Source organism: Centipeda infelix ATCC 43532 (assembly GCF_000234095.1).
GTDB lineage: Bacteria > Bacillota > Negativicutes > Selenomonadales > Selenomonadaceae > Centipeda > Centipeda infelix.
Window position 1 is genome coordinate 547,525 of record NZ_JH376799.1, and the last position, 18,900, is coordinate 566,424.

The window sequence follows — 18,900 nt, forward strand, 5'->3', positions numbered from 1 at the left end:
TACTCATCTAAATATCATTATCACTGTGTATGATAATTCCATCCATCAAAGCATTCCACGAAAGGCTGACCATCATGAAGATTCATCCGCGGCGCTTCGTCCGCTTCCTTTCCATATGTCTTATCCTTGGCGTAGTCCTCTATGTCCTCACGCATTTACCCGCCGGCGAGACCGGCGATCCGCCGACGTACAAGGCAGAGGTTCTGAGCGTCATGGAGACAGAGAACGAGATCAAGGCATTCGCTCCCGGCAGCATCCAGTACGAGGTGCACCTGCGCATAGATTCAGGACCTGCGGAGGGCACAGAGGCGACGATCATACATCGGACACTGAACAATCCCGCCTTTGACATCCATCCGCAGGAGGGCGAGAACATCATCATCCGTGCGGAGAACGACAGCTATGCCATCGTCGACTATGACCGCCTCCCCGCAATGTTTGCACTATTCCTCGGCTTTGCCGCGCTTCTCATATGCTTTGGCGGCATGACGGGTGCAAAGGCACTCCTCGTTCTCCTCTTTGCCGTCCTGCTCATTGCAAAGGGTCTCATCGCTCTCATTCTCTTTGCGCCCTCACACATTCTCCTGTGGACCATCCTCATCGGTGCAGCCATCACGCTCGCGACCCAGCTCATCGTCAACGGCCGCAACGTCAAATCAGCGGGAGCCATCATCGGAACGATCGGCGGTATCCTCATCGCAAGTCTCGTCGCCGTACTTGCCATCCACTGCACCTATCTCACAGGTGTCTCCGAGGAACAGGCGGGCATGCTCAAAGTGCTCTATTTCAAGGACGTAGACTTTCGTGAGCTGCTGTTCTCCGGCATTGTGCTCGGTGCGCTTGGCGCGGTTATGGACGTAGCGGTATCGATTGCCTCCGCCCAGTACGAGATGAAGCAGCTCGCCCCCAAGACGAAATTTCAGGCACTCGTCACCTCGGGGCTGAATGTCGGCCGCGATGTCATGGGCACCATGGCGAACACCCTTGTCCTTGCCTACATCGGCGGTGCACTGCCCCTCATCCTCCTCATCTCCGCACAGCCTGACCTCCCGCTGCTGCACGTCATGAACCTCAACATGATCGCAACCGAAGTCGTACGCTCCCTCATCGGCAGCATCGGCCTCCTCTGTGCCATTCCCATCACCGCCTACGCCACCGCCTTTCTCATCACCATCCGCCCGCGGCGCAAAAAAAGGGAGCAGCTGCACGAAAGCACATAATTTCATGCAGTATCCCCTTATCCATATCGAATACCGCCCCCCACAAACGGGGGCTTTTTATATGCGTCTATGCTTCCTTAAAAACACCAAGAAAAAACATGCGGGCAGACAGATCCAACGTTGCATCGGACGACATATTTCCATCGCGGGACAGCAGTTGTTTCATATGCTCGATCACAGGTGCATCCTCATGATATACCATGGAGTGAACCTTATACCGATGCAGATACGGATGGACGTCGATCGCACGCAAAAGAGGCCGATAGGGAATGGCTCGCCATGGCTTCACCTCATTTCCGCTACAATAGATATCGCGACCTCCGGTATCCATGATATAAGTCAGCTCATAGGCACTGCCCGGATTCCGCACGGGAAGAAGCAGCATCCCCCCCGGTGCAAGACGCTCATAGAGCCGTTCCAGATCGGCAAAAACATCGCCGAGCGGCAATTCATCCAGATAGCACCCCGCCGAGATAATATCGTACCGCCCCTGCACCGGAATGTCACCGATATGCTGCGCAGCAGCTGTCTCATCAAACAGATAGTCCGTATCCGGCAGGTAGCGTTTATCAAAGACTGCCGCCGTCATATGCGGTGTATACCCACTGCGCCGATAGGCGTTAAAGAGATCACAAGCAAGGTGTCCAAACCGCGGTTCGAGTACCAATACCCGCTCATCCACACGAAATTCGTGCCACTTCCACACATCCTCCGCGCCAATAAAAACTCCTCGCGAATCCCATGCATCTACCCTCCATTTTTTGTAGTAAACACTCCGCATCTCCACAATCGAATTATTTACAGCGTTGCATCGATCCGTACCGAGCGTCACCCCGCCAAAGTGGTGCATAAAGGTATCCTTCAAGAGCAGCTGCCGCCATCCCGTGCGCCGCAGGAGCGTAGACAGATCATCGTCCACGAACTCCGCACGCGTATAGATGGGATCAACCAGCCCCATTCGATAGACATCCGTACGCGTTATGGCAAGAAACGGCATCAGCAGACTGCGCTCCTCCCAGAGTGTCGGATTCAGATGATTGTGTGCAGCGGCAAATTCCTGCATCCGTTCAAGCCCCGCAAAGGTATTCGGATAGGGAACGGGAACCCCCTGATCGTTCGACACGCCCTCCTCATTGCACGTCGGGACTGCCTGCGCAATATGCGCATCCGACTCCATTGCCGCATAGAGCTGATCGAGCCAGTGCGGCGTTGCAATGACATCGTTCGAATAACCGACGTAGTACCGTCCCTCCGCAATATACTGCACCGCATTGAAGCCGAGAATATTGTATTTCAAATTGATCTTCTTTGCATGCGGCAGGCTCTCAAAATACTCGCGCGTGCCATCGTCTGAGCCGTTGTTGATGGTGATGAGCTCCACCCGCCCGCTCGAAAAATCCGTGTGGGCAAAGATACTCTCGACCGCAGCCTTTGTGTACTCCAACTTATTATAGGCGCACAGTACAATCGTCACGTCGTATGGATATTCCGATTGTGGCGCAGTGTGCAGGTCGCGCATCGCCTGCATCAATGCCGCTTGCTGTTGCGCCCTGCGTCCTTCGTCTGAAAGAACCTCTGCCGCTAGATGCCATAGGCGCTGTATTTCGAGGATGAACGGACGGATCTCACAGGAAAACACGCGTGCAAACAGAGATGAATCATGCTGCAGCTCCTCCATCGATGCCTGAATATTACGTGCGTACAGATATACCTTTTGCAGGAGGCCGTCCGCCCCCTGCATCTCTGCTTCGACAGCCGCCGCGATCCTGCGCAGATTATCCATCAGCTCCGAAACGGCGGGATCGTCTGTCCCGTGCTCGATCACGGCTGCGATATAGTCCACCGCCTCAACGGATACCTCCAGCAGAGACCGCATCTGTTCCTTATCCATCACTACTCCTCCTCAACCGCAGCGCTTACTGTACGAGCACCGCATCCTTTACGATCTGCGCCATATAGTCGATCTTCTCATCCGTCAGCCCCGGGTAGACACCAAGCCAGAACGTATCGTTCATAATGTGGTCGGTCTGTGTGAGTTCTCCCGCAATACGGTAGCCCTCGCCGGTACGCCGCATCTCGTCAAAGCAGGGATGCTTCGTCAGATTCCCCGCAAAGAGCATCCGCGTCTGGATGCCATGCTCCTCAATATAGCGTACAATCTTTGCGCGTTCGATACCTTCGCGGCAGGTCAGCAGGAAGCCAAACCAGCTCGGAGCGGTGTTCTCTGTTGCCTCGGGCAGAACGAAAAAGGCCTCCATATCCGCAAGTGCCGCACGCAGACGAGCGAAGTTGTGCCGCCGCCCCTCCACGAAGGACGGCAGCTTCTTCAGCTGCGCCACGCCGATTGCCGCCTGCAGATCCGTCGCCTTCAGATTATAGCCGAAATGCGAATAGACGTATTTGTGATCGTAGCCGCGCGGCAGCTCTCCGTCCTGTCGGTCGAAACGGCGACCGCAGAGATTGTCCTGGCCCGATGCACAGATGCAGTCACGCCCCCAGTCGCGCAGGGAGCGTACGATGCGGTGCAGCAGCGCATCATTCGTATAGACCGCACCGCCCTCGCCCATCGTCATATGATGCGGCGGATAGAAGCTCGACGTACCGATGTCGCCGATCGTCCCCGTATAGTGTGTCTCTCCATGCAGCGTGTACTGCGATCCGAGCGCGTCGCAGTTGTCCTCGACCAGCCACAGATTGTGCGCGTCACAGAACGACTTCACCGCCGCAAGATCGAACGGATTGCCGAGCGTATGTGCGATCATCACCGCCTTTGTCCGCTCTGAGCGTGCCCCCTCTAGGAGACTTACATCCACATTGTACGTCGGCAGCATCACATCCACAAAAACGGGTACCGCGCCGTACTGAATGATCGGAGCAACCGTTGTCGGAAACCCCGCCGCGACCGTGATAACCTCATCGCCGCGCCGCACAGCCCTCTCTCCGAGGAGTGGGGAGGTGAGTGCCATAAAGGCAAGGAGATTCGCCGACGACCCCGAATTGACAAGCGAGCAATGCTTCACGCCCAAGAATGCCGCAAGACCGCGCTCGAACTCCTCCGTATAGTGCCCCGCCGTCAGCCAGAATTCCAGCGCACTCTCTACAAGACTCTCCATTTCCTCGTGATCGTAGACACGCGCCGCATACGGCAGCCGATCCCCCGGCACAAAGGTCTCCTTCGGCGCATGATATTTTTCGCAGTATTCCCGCACCAAGGCAAGAATCTCCCCACGCATCTCCTGCTCAGTCATGTTGCTCTCCATCCATCAACATTGATTCCTTCTCAAGATAAAAGCCCATACCCGCACCGCAGCCCGTCAACAAAATCCGTCATGGGCTGCCACCCCGTATCACGGCAAATCTTCTCCACAGACGGTTGAAGGGAAAATACATCCGCATTCGTCGCTCCATAGACGACATCACACTGCGGAGCAATCACCGCCCGCGCCGCCTCGATAAACTCCCGCAAGTGTCTGTATTCGCCATGCGCGATGTTGTAGATCTCGCCCGTGCGCCCCCGTTCGGCAAGTGCAAAGAGCGCATCCGCAGCATCTGTGGCATAGAGATAGTCCCAATTCTGCGTACCCGAAGAGGAAAGCGCAAAGGTCTGTTCTGAACGCAGGGATTTCACAAGTGCGGGCAGCATCCGTCCCTCCTGCTCATACTTCCCATAGAGGCTGAACACACGCCCCCAGATCCACACGACACCGAGATCTGCCGCACACTGCCGCGAGAGCACACACGCGGCGAGCTTTGCAGCCCCATAGGCGCAAACGGGATGCGGACACGTCTCCTCCGTGATGACGGCGGTCTGCCGCCCGTACTCCGCCTGTGAGCCCGTACAGATAAAGCGATGGCAGCCAAGGCGCGCCGCCGCCTCCAGTGCCCCAAGCGTATCCGCGATGTTCCCGTACTGCGCGGCAAAGTCATAGCGCGTGCCCTGCCATGCGAGATGAAAGAACACATCGCACGGTGTGCCAATCATCTCATCAAGACGCGCATAGTCCGACAGGTCGGCTGGTACGATGGTCAGCTGCTCCGACGGAGTAAGGCGTGCATTATGCGGTGAGTTCGGACGCACAACGGCATAGATATGTGCATTCTCTTCCTGCATCAGCCGCTCTGTAAGATTGCAGCCGAGAAATCCCGCCGCGCCTGTGATGATATATTTCTTCATGGATCCCCCGTAAATTCCATCCTCTACCCCAGCAGCTCCCACGACAGCGGCGTACCACGCCGCACATTGCATCCGACCCGTCTGCCGAGCAGGACATCATAGTAGCGCGGCGAGAGTCCATAGCCGGGACGAATCGCGCGCATATTCCCTTCCGTAATCACATCGCCCGCCTTCATATCCTCGACAATATAGAGACTGCGCCGAAAGACAAGTGACTTCTCCTCTTGCGGCTGTACCGCGTAGCTGATCTCACCGAGAGCCTCCCACGCTGCACGGCATTCACGCACAAGCAGTGTCATCTCCTCCGGTTCCATCGAGAACGCGCTGTCCACTCCTCCGTCCGCACGCGCGAGGGTAAAGTGCTTTTCGATCACAGTCGCACCGAGCGCAATGCTCGCCACGGCCGCCCCGATGCCGAGCGTATGATCCGACAACCCGACATTGCAGCCAAACAACGCCTTCATGTGCGGGATTGTTAGGATATTTGAACCTGCGGGTGTTGCAGGATAACTGCTTGTGCATTTGAGTAGTGTGATGTCGCTGCATCCGTTTTCACGTGCCGTCCGCACCAGCTCATCCAGATCTGCGACGGTCGCCATCCCCGTCGAGACAATGAGAGGCTTCCCCGTCCGCGCCACCTTGCGGATGAGCGGCAGATCGGTATTCTCGAACGATGCAATCTTATAGCACGGTGCGCCCAGTTCTTCGAGAAAATCAACTGCCGTCACGTCAAACGGGGTGCTAAAACAGATAAGGCCGTGCTCCCGCGCACGGGCAAAGATCTTCTCCTGCCACGCCCACGGTGTATGCGCCTTCTGATAGAGCTCGTAGAGTGATGATCCGCACCACGGGCTTTGAGGGTTGGAGATAAAAAAATCCCCTTCATTGAGATCAAGGGTCATCGTATCCGCCGTATAGGTTTGGAGTTTGATCGCATCAACGCCCGCCTCTGCCGCAGCGTCAACAATGCGGAGCGCACGCTCCAATGATTGATTGTGATTGCCGCTCATCTCTGCAATGATGAAGGGCTTCGTCAACGCATTAAATCTCAGATTTTCCACGGACAAATCTCTCCTTGAACTCTGTGATTGTCATCTCCCACGTAAGCCGTCGCCCCGCAAGAAACGTCTCCAAATCTTTCTTCGTATGGTAAGTGCCTTTTCCTCGCTGAGGCGTTGTGTTGTAATTTCCGCTCAAAATACGGTCCCAATGTTCCTTGAACAGGCCAATGATTACATCGATCAATTTTTGATACGATGTAGCAAGGGTGTCCTCTCTCTCATCAAAATCTACAACACGCTGTGCAATGACTGCGCCGGTATCAAGTCCCTGATCAAGCACATGAATGGTCACACCTTTGGGGGTATCCTCAATAAAGCTCCAAATATTCGGCGATGAACCACGATTCCATGGCAGATAGGAGATATGCAGATTGACAATACGTCCCGCAAGCAGTTGAAGAATATCTTCTTTGATGAGATGCACATAGTTGAAGCTGACGACAAGCTGCGGCTTCAGACGGTGCAGCATCGCAGGAGTCAGCACACCAGTATAGTGACAGACATTCGCCCGCTCTCCAATCCACGCAAGGAGCGGCAGCGTATTGCTGTTGTTCGTCAGGAAGAGAACACCGCCTTCCGGCGCTGCATCAAGGAGTGTGCGAGAGGCTGCCCCCCGTCCCTCACGAAAGGCGGTGACTGCGCGGACGAGATCCCCCTCTGTCACCGCCTCAGCGCATCCGAGGTAGTCGATCAATCCTGCATGTACACAGTTCTCGCAGATCTCGATCTGGTTGTCGGCGATCGCGGTCACAATGGAGGGCAGCCCGAGAGCAAGACGTTCCCACGTCGTCGTCCCCCCCGCACCGAGGGCGAGATCTGCGGCATTCATCAGCTCCGCCATATTCTCGACCTGACAGTGATAGCGGATGTTCTTATGATCTGCACATCGTTTGCGAACGCTCTCCATTTGCGGATTCGTTTTTCCCACAACAACGTCGACTTCAACACCATGCATATTCATTGAAAACAGTGCACGAAGAGCTTTGCTCGTCTCATCGGTCAGATCGCTGCCGCCGTAAAAGATAAGGATATTGTACAGTTCTCCCGTCCGTCTGCGCGGCTTTATTTCATAGAATTCATCACGCAAAAGCGCGTGCTGCGGTCCGAGGAGGAGGCGGCATTCATGAGGGACAAGTCCCACGTAACGCTCTGCCGCATTTTCATAGAAATTCTGATCGAGCAGGATGTCCGCATCGTGCTGCCGATTCGCAAGATCGTCGATCACCATAATCTCACGCGCGTACGGACGGCAGACAGTCTCCCATGCAGCATCCAGTGCGTAGTGATCGACAATAAGACGGTCGACCTGCCCCATCGTGCGCAACACAGCTGTCGTCTCCTGTGCGTCCTGCTCCTGCGTGACGGACAGCCACGCAAGATATCCCGTAAGCATCTGCCGTGATTTCACATACGGCAAAGAGTAAACGGAAAAGCCCGCCTCCTCGACGAAGGTAATGAGGTTCGACGGGAGCGCCCGCATCACGAAGGAGACCGTATGCCCTTCCCTGCGATATCGCTTGGCGAGCGTCAGACAGCGCATGACGTGACCGCTGCCGATCTGTGCCGAAGCATCAACACGGAATACGATGTTCATTCGGCTCTCCTATCGGGCAGATTCTGTCATCTTCCTGCAGCGTTCCATATTTCTCCGCTGCTCTTCCTCTGGAAGGAACGGGTAGAGATCCTCAAGCTTCGACGAGATCATCTTGCCGTCCGCACCGATGCGGCTCTTGATGATGGGAACGAACTCCACGGCGGGCGAGCTGACCATATTGATGATGGCAGGCACATCGTCCGCAAGTGCGCGGCGCACGATCTCCTCTGTCTCGTCAGCACACACGATCTCGTAGTAGTCCAGCCCATATGCCTCAGCAATACTGCAGAGGTTCGGCATGCCGACGCCCGACTCCGGCGTGCAGCCCGCGAACCGTCCCGCAAAATGCATCTGCTGCATGGTGTAGATCTGCCGATAGCCGTTGTTGCTGTCGATGAAGATCTTGATCGGCAAATCGTACTGGCGCAGGAGGGCAAGCTCCTGTATGTTGTGCTGCAGGCTGCCGTCCCCCTCGCCGAGGATCGTGCGCTTTTTTCCCGAGGCGATGCACGCGCCGATGGCGCACGGCAGCCCTGTCCCCATGCTCCCGAGCCCGACGGGGCAGATGTACTCCTGCCCATCGTGCAGCTCGTAGACGTTATAGCCATAGGCAAATGCAGAAGGGGACGCAACATACACGTCATCCGTGCCTGCATACTGATTGATGTACTTCGTGACCATGTAGCCGTCCGTCAACCCGTCCACGTGGGGAATAACCTCAGAGAGCGCGGGGTACTTCTCCCGCATCTCGTCAGCATAGGCGATCCATCCCTGCCAATCGGGCATCTTGCGCATACGGCAAAGATCCGAAAATGCCGCAATAAATGCTACCGCATCCATAACAACCGCCTTGTCGACCGTCATGCCGAGCTTTTCGATTTCAGACGGATGGATGTTGACAATCGCCTTGCGTGCATGCGGAGCGAAATTCGCATCGTTGTATGCTGTGAGATAATAGCGCAGCCCGCTCCCAATGACGAGCAGAAAGTCCGCATTCTGGAGAACATAGTTTGCATAACGCGGCGCAACCATGCCCGCACTTCCATAAAAATAGCGGTCACCGCCACGATGGAAGAGCCGACGTGCACGGCGCGAGGTTACCGTCGGAATCTGCAATTCGTTCACCATCTGTACGAACGCCTCGCGTGCGCCAGCGAGCATAACGCCTGTTCCGGCGAGGATCACGGGACGCTTTGCTGCGGCAAGCATCGCCGCGATTTCCCTCAAGTCCTCCGCATTCGCCGCAGCAGCCTTTTCCTCAGGCTTGTACCCGCGCAGGGAGCTTGGGTCAATCTCTGCCGCCTGCACGTCGAGCGGGATGTCAACCCAGACCGTGCCCGGTCGATTATGGAGCGCAGTATATACAGCACGCTCCAGAACGTAACGAATATCCGCAGGATCCATCACTGTGACGGCATATTTTGTCACAGATTCAACAATCGGAATGATGCCAACTTCCTGTGCCCCTGTCTGACGCACACCCGCAAGTGTAGTGATTGTGTCACGCCGCACCTGTCCCGAGATAACAAGCAGCGGCGTCGAGTCGATGTACGCCGAAGCGAGCGAAGTCACGACATTCGTCGCCCCAGGTCCCGTTGTCGCAAAGACGACACCGAGCTTGTTCGCATACTGCGCGTAGCCGTCAGCGGCAAAACCCGATGCCTGCTCGTGCAGATTGTAGTATTTGTGGATGCGGTCTTCCTTGGCAAGCGAGTCGAGCAGATGCATAATGCCCCCACCCGAGAGCAGAAACACATCCTGTACCTCCCGCCGCCGTAGGAACTCGACAACATAGTCCGACAGTTTCATGGCATACCTCCTCTATGCAAGCACATCGCGCAATGCCGCAATGATCTCATCCTGCTGCGCGTCGGTCAGATCATAGTAAAGCGGCAGCGTCAGTGCCTCACGATAGTACTGCTCACTCACGGGGAAATCTCCGTCCCCGAATCCAAGGTCCCGATAATACGGCTGCAGATGCACGGGGATGTAGTGGAGGTTCAGCATAACACCGTGCTCCTTCATCCCGGCAAAGATCTCCTGCTTGCTCTTTTTTACACGATCAAGATCAAGCCGCACGATATAGAGGTGCCATGACGGATTGGCTTCCGGCAGACAGTAGGGCGTACGAATCGGCAGCCCGTTCAGTTTCTCATGATAACGCTGGACGAGCTGTCTGCGCCGTGCAACAAACGCATCCAGCTTCGTCATCTGGCTCGCGCCAAGCGCCGCTTGCAGATCCGTCATGCGGTAGTTGCAGCCGAGCGCAATCTGCTCATAGTACCACGGTTCATCCGCCCCGCGTGTCATACGGGAAGGATCCCGCGTAATGCCGTGACTGCGATAGAGCTGCAATGCGTCGCAAAGCTCCTGCCGATTCGTCAGAACCATCCCGCCCTCCCCCGTCGTGATGATCTTCACCGGATGAAAGCTGAATACCGTCATATCCGAATATGTGCAGGAGCCGACTTGATCATTCTGATAAGAGCCACCGATGGCATGAGAAGCATCCTCGATCACGGTGAAACCATACTCCCGCGACAGCTCCCAAATGCGCTGCATCGCACAGGACTGTCCTGCAAGATGAACAGGAACAACAACCTTCGGCAGCTTCTTTGCCGTCTTGAGTTTCTTCTCAAGTGGCGCGACACTCATATTATAGGTCTTATCGTCGATATCGACAAAGTCCACGTCTGCACCGCAGTAGCGGGCACAGTTCGCAGACGCAACGAAGGTGACGGGGCTTGTCCAGAGCACATCCCCTTTCCCCAGCCCTGCCGCCTGACAGGCGATATGCAGTGCCGCTGTCGCATTCGTTACTGCCACGGCGTACGCCGCACCACAATACCCTGCCACCGATCGTTCAAAACGCTCAATCGCAGGTCCCTGTGTCAGAAAATCGGAGGTCAGAACCTCCCGTACCGCCTCGATATCCTCATTTGTGATATGCTGATGTCCGTAGTAGATCATACCGCACCTCAATATGCCTTCAGCAGTTCGCGCAGATCATCAACGGACAGCCATTCCGTATTCTGCCCCGAGTCGTATTCAAAGCCATCCGGCACACGTTTGCCCGTAATGTGGAGGCGGTCCTTGAGTTCTTTATTCCACCAGTAGTCGTTGGGATAGATGATGTAGTGCTTCTCGTATTCAAACGTATGCTTTGCATCCGCCTTTGTAATCATGCATTCATCGATCTTTTCCCCATCACGGATGCCGACCTCCTTGAGCCCGATCTCATCGCCGCCCATCGCCTTCGCCAGATCCACAATCTTAAACGAGGGTATTTTAGAAATGTACGTCTCACCGCCAACACTTTCCTCAAACGCTTTGACAACGAGCTGAACTCCTTCGTCAAGGCTGATCCAGAACCGTGTCATGCGGAAGTCCGTGATGGGAAGTTCCTTGGCCCCCTGTTCCAGTTGCGTGCGGAAAAATGGAATCACCGAGCCTCGGCTGCCTGCGACATTGCCGTAACGCACGACGGAAAACGAGGTTGAGCGCCCACGTGCATAAGCATTTGCCGCAATGAAGAGCTTATCCGATGCCATCTTCGTCGCACCGTAGAGGTTGACGGGGTTGACGGCCTTATCCGTCGAGAGTGCAATCACCTTCTTCACCTTGCAGTCAAGCGCAGCATCAATGACATTCTGCGCGCCATTGATGTTCGTCTGGATCGCCTCGCTCGGATTGTACTCGCAGACGGGCACCTGTTTGAGCGCCGCCGCGTGGATCACGTAGTCAATCTCATGAAATGCACGGCGCAGACGATCCTTGTCGCGTACATCACCGATGTAGAAGCGCAGCTTGTCCGCATGGTCGCGCAGACGGTCCGCCATCTGCCACTGCTTAAACTCATCCCGTGAGTATATGACAATCTTTCGCACATCATAATGTTCCAAAAGATATTTTGTCATCACATTCCCAAAGGAGCCCGTACCGCCCGTAATCAATATCGCCTTTTTATTAAACATTTCATCGCCTCGTTATCTTCTAAATGCCATTTTACGACATCCCAGTCCCATAACCATTACATAAATTATATACCATTTTGTATTCCGGAAGGAGTTCATTGATAGAGCATCACAACCTCATGCGGTAATTTCATATCTTCTTTAATCTGTTGCCATATCGCCTTTTGGGCATGCTGCGAGGAAATCACAATCGGTCGAACGGGATGCTGCGACAATTCGTTTGGCGCAATCACAGGAATATCATAAATGCGCTTTCCTTGATAATTTGCATTCGAGTCGATGATCGCCCCGATCTGCAGATCATCCAGAAGGCCAAGTTGATAAAGCATCGCCGTATGAGTTCCGGCCCCCCACAGGTAAACCGACTGTCCGCGATATGGTTCAAGCGATGCCTGTATCGCATCTGCAAGATGCTGCGAATTGTGCAGATATGCCTCCATGACGGCCTGTCCCTCACCATCGTTTTGAAATACCGGCCGTTCCCCCAACGCAGCTGTCCAAAGAGAGTAGATACTGCAGCCCTCATTTGCATGTGCAACACAGACCATGCCGAATCCCTGCATCAGATTCTTCAATGATGCGAGACTAAAGAAGTTTACGTGTTCCACGCTGAACTGCTGGTAGAGATCGTGGCAGGAGGGGAATGTTCCGATATCAGGCACTTGCAGGTAGAGGAAACCTCCATCCGCGAGGTAACGAAGTGCATGCGCTACATTCTCCCGCACATCCAAAAGATGTTCAAGGACACCAACCAGCAGAACGGCATCAAATGTTTCGCCGGAGAGGGCAGGAACATCTTCTCCCAAGGCTCCCGGAACAGCGCGGACTCCCCAACACTCCTCAATCGCATGACAGTTCATTGCCGATGGTTCAAGCCCAGTGAGTTTTTTGAACCCCTGCTCCTGAAGCATATGGAGCAAGGCACCATTTCCACAGCCCAAGTCGAGGACAGAATGTGTCGGTATAAGTTTTTTCCGCAGAAGACGGATGGCAAATTCATATTCAATACGCGCAGCCTCAGAGAGTGCAAATGCCTTTGTTTCGTATTTTGAAAGTTTCTCATAATACAAAACAAGAGGCATGGTTTCGACCATATGATTTGCAAAATAAGCTCCACAGCGTGTGCACCTAACTACGTCATAATATGAAAACGGTACGATATCCTTCATACCGCTAAAATCACGATGAAAAACTTTTGTTGAATCCTCGCCCGAGCAAATAGGGCACACGCGTTCTATCATCATTTTCCCTTTCGAAGCTCCTGTACTCGTTGAAGCACCTCATCACGATGCTCATCCAGATTATCCATGGGATGACACGTATACTGCATAGAGGAACAGTTGCTGCAATGCGGGATCTCCCGATATTTCCCCTGCAGGTGGCGCATCATATACGTTGTGTGCTGCGCGCCATTCCAAATATCCTTCAATCGCGCTGTATTCATGTTTCCAATGGGAAGTGAGGGATATCGGCATCCGCAGCAACTCACATCCCCATTGGACTCTATATTGAGCATAGAGAACAAAGAGTCACAGACAAGCCGCTCTTTATACTCATATGAATATCGCATGACCTCTCCTGCGGAGAGCAGATCACTGTAATCGACGCAATCTGCAGCGTTGATAATGTGCTCGATATTCATTTCATCGCAGATATTGCCAAACATTTTATAGAAGAGATCATGTTCCTCCGGACTGTCCAGTGCAGCATCTACGATCTTGACATATAGCTTGCATTTACCTCGATGCTCATAGAAGTACGACAGTTCTTCCAAGAATTCAGGGTAGTTGATGGAAAACCCGCAAACGGATTTATATTTTTCTTCCGTAATCCCTTGTACAGAAACGAGCAGACGTGTCAGCCCCGCATCGATCAGTGTATCCGAGAGTTCATGCGTAAGCATACTGGCATTCGTGGTAATCTCTATCCGATCCGAAAGCATATGCGCACGAGCATGGGCAACAATACGTGTCACATCCTTATTCATAAGGGGTTCCCCATACCCACATATACGAAGATTTTTGGTTCGCAGCCCCCCGTTTGCATAATAAAACTCTTCAATTTGATCTGCAATCTCAAGATATTCATCATATGACATCATATGTGGTCCCTTAAAACCACCAGGAACCGAGTGATAACAATAGATGCATTTGAAATTACAGAAATCGTTGATACTCAATCCAATGGAAAACGGGACGGCGAGTGGAACCACCTTATAGAGATGTGTGCGATTTTCATCACGTCCCGAACCGATTTTCTCCCGGTAATCTTCCTTCGACATTCTGCTTGTATTTCCTCCATGATTGAATATATCCCTAAACAAGACAGCTCATGACTGGCTCTATATAAGCTATCGTATACAATGGCATTTACATAAGAAACTCCTGGATCTGTTCCTCACTCACCGCACGCATATCCGCGCCCGCTTTCCATGCCTTTGCCCATTCCACAGTTTTCTCGACTGCTTCAGTGATGTGCCAGCGCGGTTTCCACCCGAGTTCGCTCTTTATTTTCGAGCAGTCGAGTTTCAAAAAATGCGCCTCGTGCGGACCGCCGTCCGCCTGCGTCTGCCACCGCACACCATCGCCCCACGCGCGGCAGAAGATGTCCGCAAGCTCGCCCGTCGTCACGCAGTCCGCATCGTCGGGGCCGACGTTCCACGCACCAACGAGGGATGCGTTCGCCGTCTGCCGCGCTGCAATCGTGAGATAGACGGAGAGCGGTTCAAGGACGTGCTGATAGGGACGTGTCGAGTGCGGATTGCGGATGTCAATGGTCTGCCCGCGCACGGCAGCGCGAATGCAGTCGGGGATGATGCGGTCGGGGGCAAAGTCGCCGCCGCCAATCACGTTGCCCGCACGCGCCGTTGAGACACGCACGTCCTGCGCCGCAAGGAAGCTCTGCCGATAGCTGTAGACGGCGATCTCGGCGCAACTCTTGCTCGCCGAATACGGGTCGTACCCCATCAGCGGCTCGTTCTCGCGGTAGCCCCATGCCCACTCCTTGTTTTCGTAGACCTTGTCCGTCGTCACAATGAGCGCAGAACGAACGGTGTCCGATGTGCGGATACATTCAAGGATATTGACTGTCCCCATCACATTCGCCGCAAAGGTGTCCACGGGCTGACGATAGCTCGTGCGTACAATCGGCTGTGCCGCGAGGTGGAACACGACCGCGGGACGCGCTTCACGGAAGGCGTGCTGTAAGACAGCAAGGTCGCGCACATCGCCCCGCACATCCCGCATTTCCTTCAATACGCCGATTTGTTCGAGTGCCTCACGCCCGCCCTCGGTCGGCGCATCGAGAGAGAATCCCGTGACCTCCGCGCCTGCCCTCAGAAGCAGCAATGTGAGCCACATCCCCTTAAATCCCGTATGTCCTGTGAGGAGGACACGCTTCCCCTTGTAAAAACTCAGATCGTCCATCTCGCCCACTTCTCACTTTCCATCGGTGTCCCGCACATGCTCAGAGGTTCAAAATCTGCGCCTCAAGGCGTACCGCATCCGCCACATTCCTGCAGCCGAACGCTGTCGGATCCAGAGTAATCGTATGATTTTGCGTGGAATACCCTCGCTCCCCCGTATGAAGGATCCTTGCGCTTGGATCATCAATGTATTGTGGATGATCACAGATTTGTTCATAGACTTCACAGCAGTTTTCATGCACATCACTCGTACATAGAGTTCCGCCATAACATACGAGCCCCCAATAGCGTTCAAAGCGCAGATCTGTCAGAAAGATACGATTTGCGAGTTCCCGATACGTCTGCTCAGGGCGAAACTCCATGGAGATACCGAATTCCCCTAAACGACTCATGCTCATATAAAAGATAAAAGTATCTGCCATGACAACGTAAGGGATCACCATTTCCCCATGACGCGGGATATACTCTCCCATCCGTATACAAACGGAGCCGTTCGAGGACACTGATGGAATATCCTCAACATCAGAAACAAACTGCCCGGAGGCATAGCCTTGGGACTGCCCCGACATCCCAGCAATCGTGAGCGGGCATTGAATTTCAATGTCCCTCTCCTGCAAAAGGAGGTTGACAGCGCCCATATAGACATCCTGGCACATTCCATCCAGTATGCGTCCGGTCTGCCGCAGCACATCTCTCAGATAACCGCGCCGGAAACCTGAATTGATATAGAGGAGCGGGAGAGAATAAAGACATCCCTTGACCTTCGAAATAATATTTGCATGATCGCCGCATAGAGCGTATTCTGCATAGCGTTCCGTTTGCTCCGAGTCAACGAGCTGAACAATTTGTTCATCCTGTCCCTCGGGCATAAACCCCGGCCATGTATAAAAGCCGCGTTTCCACGAAATAACGGCTGCTGGCGGGTAGTCCTCCATCGCCTGTCTGATGTATTTCAGTGCCCACGGGAGCACTCCGTCATCCGCCCCCAGTGAAAAGATGAACGCACCGCGTGCGTGGAGATAGGCATATTCGAAGCTCTTCGCAAGGGGGAGCACAAACGGTGCCTTATAGTAACGAATGCTCGGATCATTCAGTTCCTCAACGAGGCGGCGCACCTCGCTGCAGTCCTCGTCCGAGTTGTCGCTGAGCACGATCTCATAGCTGCCGTCATAGTCCATCGAAAGACACGTCTCCAACGTATACCGTAACGTTTCGACAGAGTTTCGCACAGGAATGACGATGGAGAAGTCACACGTCGCAGGTGCGTCGAGCAGCGGCTCAATGTTCTCTCCATAAAAATAGCTGATATACGTTAGATAGTCCCCTGCCCACGCAAAGGAAAAGCCATGGGAAAACTGCGGCGGCAGGCAGTAGGAAAGGCGCTGGATATCGCCCGCAAGTGCGTCCTTTGCGTGCAGTTCATCCATACGGTCATCGCGTGCAATGACGATCAGCGGGGCCGTCTGTGCCGTGCTCCGCGCAAGGAGACGGATAACGGCGGGTATCGCGGGCTCCTCTCTGCCGTCCGCATGGCGATATCGCCCCACGTCGAGTACAATCCGCTCCCCATCGGCATGCGCCCCCTGAATGCAGTGCAGCGCATAGGCATTCAGGTTCTCCGCCTGCTCCGTCGCCGCGGTCTCGCACACGAGCATCGCCTGCTGTCCGAGGAGGCCGAGTGCATATGCGAGCACCTGCCGATCGGAACGATCCTCTTCCGTGCCGACGAGCAGAAAGAGGTTGCTGTTCCCGTCCGTAAACATCCGCAGCAGAAATCCGAAGTTTCCCCGAAAGATCGGCTCCGGATATGGAATTCCTGTATCCTCAAGGAGGAGGTCATCGTAGTCTTCCCGCCCCGTTACACGGCAGTATGCCATCATCAGGATGAAATAGGCGGTCATATTGCGCGTGACATAGTATTCCTCGGCAAGCATACGCAGAAGGTCGGCATCAAGCGATCCTGTCAAAAACTTTTCCTTCAGCGCAGCCAAGCGTGCAAAAGCGTCCTGCGAAAGAACACCGTTTGCATAAAAGTCATGTGCAAACCTCGTCTGCCGCCACTCCGGAGATTCCTCGGGAAAGGTGCGGCTCTTGAGTTCAAACACGTCCGCAAGTGCCGGCATCGGATAGAATTCCTGCGCCGTATAGTCAAGGATATTGCGGCATTTTGCCCCGTCCTCCCCCCGTGCGAGCATGAGTGCGACCTCGGCGCAGATGTATTCGAGCCGCTTCGGGAAGACACGCCGCAGAGAGGCAAGCTCCGCCTCTGCCGCCGCCAAACCCTCCGCCGTTCCGCGTTCGATGTACGCACGCGCACGCCGTACCACGTCTTGATATGCTGCTCCGTTCATATTCGATCTCTCCAATTCTTCGTCCTATTTCCCATGGGAGCAACCTGCCGCTTTTCCCGAGAAGCTCATATTTCTATGCTCTAGTGAATCGCTTTTTTCTTGAATCGTCCGCCCACGATGTCATGCACGGCGTTGATCGTGACGAAGGCACGCTCATCCTTGTCGAGGACGATTTCCTTGAGTTTGTCGAGCTCCAAGCGTGTGACGACGCAGTAGAGGACCTCCTTCGGCTCGCCCGTGTAGCCGCCTGCGCCGTGCAGCAGCGTCACACCGCGCCCAAGGCGTTCGTTGAGTGCCTCGGTCATCTCCTCGTGCTCACTCGTGACGATCATGACGGCGTACGATTCGTCGAGCCCCTTGAGCACCACGTCGATCATCTTGGCGATGACGAAGTAGGCAAAGAGCGAGTACATCGCCTTGTCCCAGCCGTAGAGCAGCCCCGCCGACGAGAGGATAAAGAGGTTGATGAACATGACGACCTCGCCGACGGAGAACTGCGTCCGCGCATCCATGATGATCGCGACGATCTCCGTGCCGTCGAAGCAGCCGCCCGTACGCATGACAATGCCGACCCCGAGCCCCGTCACCACGCCGCCGAAGATCGCCGCGAGGAAGGGATCGTTCGTCACCTGCGGCACATCGTGGAGGACCCCCGACCAGATCGAGAGCATGATGATCGCAAAGACGGTCGAGAGCGCAAAACTCTTGCCGATCTGCTTGTAACCCATATAGACGAATGGGATGTTAAAGAGAACAAGGAACACACCGAGCCCCATCCCCGTAATTGTCTGCGCCATGATCGAGAGACCAACCACGCCGCCGTCGATAACGTTGTTCGGGATCAGAAAGAGATCCAGCCCGGCTGCGGTGATAAGCGCACCGAGAATCAACATCGCTGCTTTTTTTATGTAGAAGATCGCCCCCTTGGGCGGCGTTTTATGCGGCTTCCCCTGCTTCGACACAGTTGATGTCTGAACGATTTGCGTATCCATTTCTGCGGTCATAACACTCCCCTGTTCCACTCCATTTTACCATCTCATTATAGAGGAAAGAAAAAGCGCTGACAACCCCACCGTATGAGAATGGTTTTCTTGACTTTGGT

The 18,900-nt window shown here is 54.5% G+C and carries 14 protein-coding genes; 1 reads left to right on the top strand and 13 read right to left on the bottom strand.

All coding sequences use genetic code 11. The features are described from left to right. The first annotated feature begins 74 nt into the window (after positions 1 to 74). Positions 75 to 1,220, top strand: a complete 1,146-nt coding sequence (locus tag HMPREF9334_RS08695; protein ID WP_039957446.1) for a YibE/F family protein — start codon at positions 75 to 77, stop codon at positions 1,218 to 1,220. A 67-nt stretch (positions 1,221 to 1,287) separates the two neighbouring features. On the opposite strand, the gene HMPREF9334_RS08700 is transcribed toward HMPREF9334_RS08695, so the two are convergent. From HMPREF9334_RS08700 to HMPREF9334_RS08760, 13 genes are all read right to left on the bottom strand, one after another. Continuing rightward, positions 1,288 to 3,111, bottom strand: coding sequence for a glycosyltransferase family 2 protein (locus HMPREF9334_RS08700; RefSeq protein ID WP_006693099.1), 1,824 nt, complete (start codon positions 3,109 to 3,111; stop codon positions 1,288 to 1,290). A 25-nt stretch (positions 3,112 to 3,136) separates the two neighbouring features. After that, positions 3,137 to 4,468: a lipopolysaccharide biosynthesis protein RfbH gene (gene rfbH, locus HMPREF9334_RS08705; RefSeq protein WP_006693100.1), complete on the bottom strand. Its 1,332-nt coding sequence runs from the start codon at positions 4,466 to 4,468 to the stop codon at positions 3,137 to 3,139. Positions 4,469 to 4,500: 32 nt separating this feature from the next. After that, positions 4,501 to 5,394, bottom strand: coding sequence for an NAD-dependent epimerase/dehydratase family protein (locus HMPREF9334_RS08710; protein ID WP_006693101.1), 894 nt, complete (start codon positions 5,392 to 5,394; stop codon positions 4,501 to 4,503). Positions 5,395 to 5,417: 23 nt separating this feature from the next. Next, a complete protein-coding gene (gene pseI / locus HMPREF9334_RS08715; protein ID WP_006693102.1) occupies positions 5,418 to 6,455 on the bottom strand; it encodes a pseudaminic acid synthase in 1,038 nt (345 codons plus the stop codon). Continuing rightward, the gene (pseG, locus tag HMPREF9334_RS11385) at positions 6,436 to 8,049 is read right to left on the bottom strand and encodes a UDP-2,4-diacetamido-2,4,6-trideoxy-beta-L-altropyranose hydrolase (protein WP_006693103.1); all 1,614 of its coding nucleotides are present in this window, start codon (positions 8,047 to 8,049) and stop codon (positions 6,436 to 6,438) included. The genes pseI and pseG overlap by 20 nt, the downstream gene beginning before the upstream one ends. A 9-nt stretch (positions 8,050 to 8,058) precedes the next feature. Beyond that, a complete protein-coding gene (locus HMPREF9334_RS08725; RefSeq protein WP_006693104.1) occupies positions 8,059 to 9,858 on the bottom strand; it encodes a thiamine pyrophosphate-binding protein in 1,800 nt (599 codons plus the stop codon). 12 nt (positions 9,859 to 9,870) lie between these two features. Next, positions 9,871 to 11,019 (bottom strand): UDP-4-amino-4,6-dideoxy-N-acetyl-beta-L-altrosamine transaminase, encoded by a 1,149-nt coding sequence (pseC, locus tag HMPREF9334_RS08730; protein ID WP_006693105.1) that lies wholly within the window; start codon positions 11,017 to 11,019, stop codon positions 9,871 to 9,873. 8 nt (positions 11,020 to 11,027) lie between these two features. Next, the gene (pseB, locus tag HMPREF9334_RS08735) at positions 11,028 to 12,023 is read right to left on the bottom strand and encodes a UDP-N-acetylglucosamine 4,6-dehydratase (inverting) (protein ID WP_006693106.1); all 996 of its coding nucleotides are present in this window, start codon (positions 12,021 to 12,023) and stop codon (positions 11,028 to 11,030) included. 95 nt (positions 12,024 to 12,118) lie between these two features. Then, entirely contained in the window at positions 12,119 to 13,117 is a 999-nt protein-coding gene (locus tag HMPREF9334_RS08740; RefSeq protein WP_245535244.1) for a class I SAM-dependent methyltransferase, read from the bottom strand. A 146-nt stretch (positions 13,118 to 13,263) separates the two neighbouring features. Then, positions 13,264 to 14,304: a radical SAM protein gene (locus HMPREF9334_RS08745; protein WP_006693108.1), complete on the bottom strand. Its 1,041-nt coding sequence runs from the start codon at positions 14,302 to 14,304 to the stop codon at positions 13,264 to 13,266. Between the two features lie 88 nt (positions 14,305 to 14,392). Then, positions 14,393 to 15,448: a CDP-glucose 4,6-dehydratase gene (gene rfbG, locus HMPREF9334_RS08750; RefSeq protein WP_039957474.1), complete on the bottom strand. Its 1,056-nt coding sequence runs from the start codon at positions 15,446 to 15,448 to the stop codon at positions 14,393 to 14,395. A gap of 40 nt (positions 15,449 to 15,488) precedes the next feature. Next, a complete protein-coding gene (locus HMPREF9334_RS08755) occupies positions 15,489 to 17,798 on the bottom strand; it encodes a glycosyltransferase family 2 protein (RefSeq protein ID WP_006693110.1) in 2,310 nt (769 codons plus the stop codon). 80 nt (positions 17,799 to 17,878) lie between these two features. Then, positions 17,879 to 18,790: a YitT family protein gene (locus HMPREF9334_RS08760; RefSeq protein WP_050803428.1), complete on the bottom strand. Its 912-nt coding sequence runs from the start codon at positions 18,788 to 18,790 to the stop codon at positions 17,879 to 17,881. Between the last annotated feature and the right edge of the window lie 110 nt (positions 18,791 to 18,900).

What these genes read in the sequence shown, in the direction of transcription:
- rfbG (WP_039957474.1), bottom strand. Translation starts at nt 15,448, where the DNA reads ATGGACGATCTGAGTTTTTACAAGGGGAAGCGTGTCCTCCTCACAGGA.
- HMPREF9334_RS08760 (WP_050803428.1), bottom strand. Translation starts at nt 18,790, where the DNA reads ATGGATACGCAAATCGTTCAGACATCAACTGTGTCGAAGCAGGGGAAG.
- HMPREF9334_RS08740 (WP_245535244.1), bottom strand. Translation starts at nt 13,117, where the DNA reads ATGGTCGAAACCATGCCTCTTGTTTTGTATTATGAGAAACTTTCAAAA.
- pseB (WP_006693106.1), bottom strand. Translation starts at nt 12,023, where the DNA reads ATGTTTAATAAAAAGGCGATATTGATTACGGGCGGTACGGGCTCCTTT.
- pseC (WP_006693105.1), bottom strand. Translation starts at nt 11,019, where the DNA reads ATGATCTACTACGGACATCAGCATATCACAAATGAGGATATCGAGGCG.
- HMPREF9334_RS08725 (WP_006693104.1), bottom strand. Translation starts at nt 9,858, where the DNA reads ATGAAACTGTCGGACTATGTTGTCGAGTTCCTACGGCGGCGGGAGGTA.
- rfbH (WP_006693100.1), bottom strand. Translation starts at nt 4,468, where the DNA reads ATGACTGAGCAGGAGATGCGTGGGGAGATTCTTGCCTTGGTGCGGGAA.
- HMPREF9334_RS08755 (WP_006693110.1), bottom strand. Translation starts at nt 17,798, where the DNA reads ATGAACGGAGCAGCATATCAAGACGTGGTACGGCGTGCGCGTGCGTAC.
- HMPREF9334_RS08745 (WP_006693108.1), bottom strand. Translation starts at nt 14,304, where the DNA reads ATGTCGAAGGAAGATTACCGGGAGAAAATCGGTTCGGGACGTGATGAA.
- pseG (WP_006693103.1), bottom strand. Translation starts at nt 8,049, where the DNA reads ATGAACATCGTATTCCGTGTTGATGCTTCGGCACAGATCGGCAGCGGT.
- HMPREF9334_RS08710 (WP_006693101.1), bottom strand. Translation starts at nt 5,394, where the DNA reads ATGAAGAAATATATCATCACAGGCGCGGCGGGATTTCTCGGCTGCAAT.
- HMPREF9334_RS08695 (WP_039957446.1), top strand. Translation starts at nt 75, where the DNA reads ATGAAGATTCATCCGCGGCGCTTCGTCCGCTTCCTTTCCATATGTCTT.
- HMPREF9334_RS08700 (WP_006693099.1), bottom strand. Translation starts at nt 3,111, where the DNA reads ATGGATAAGGAACAGATGCGGTCTCTGCTGGAGGTATCCGTTGAGGCG.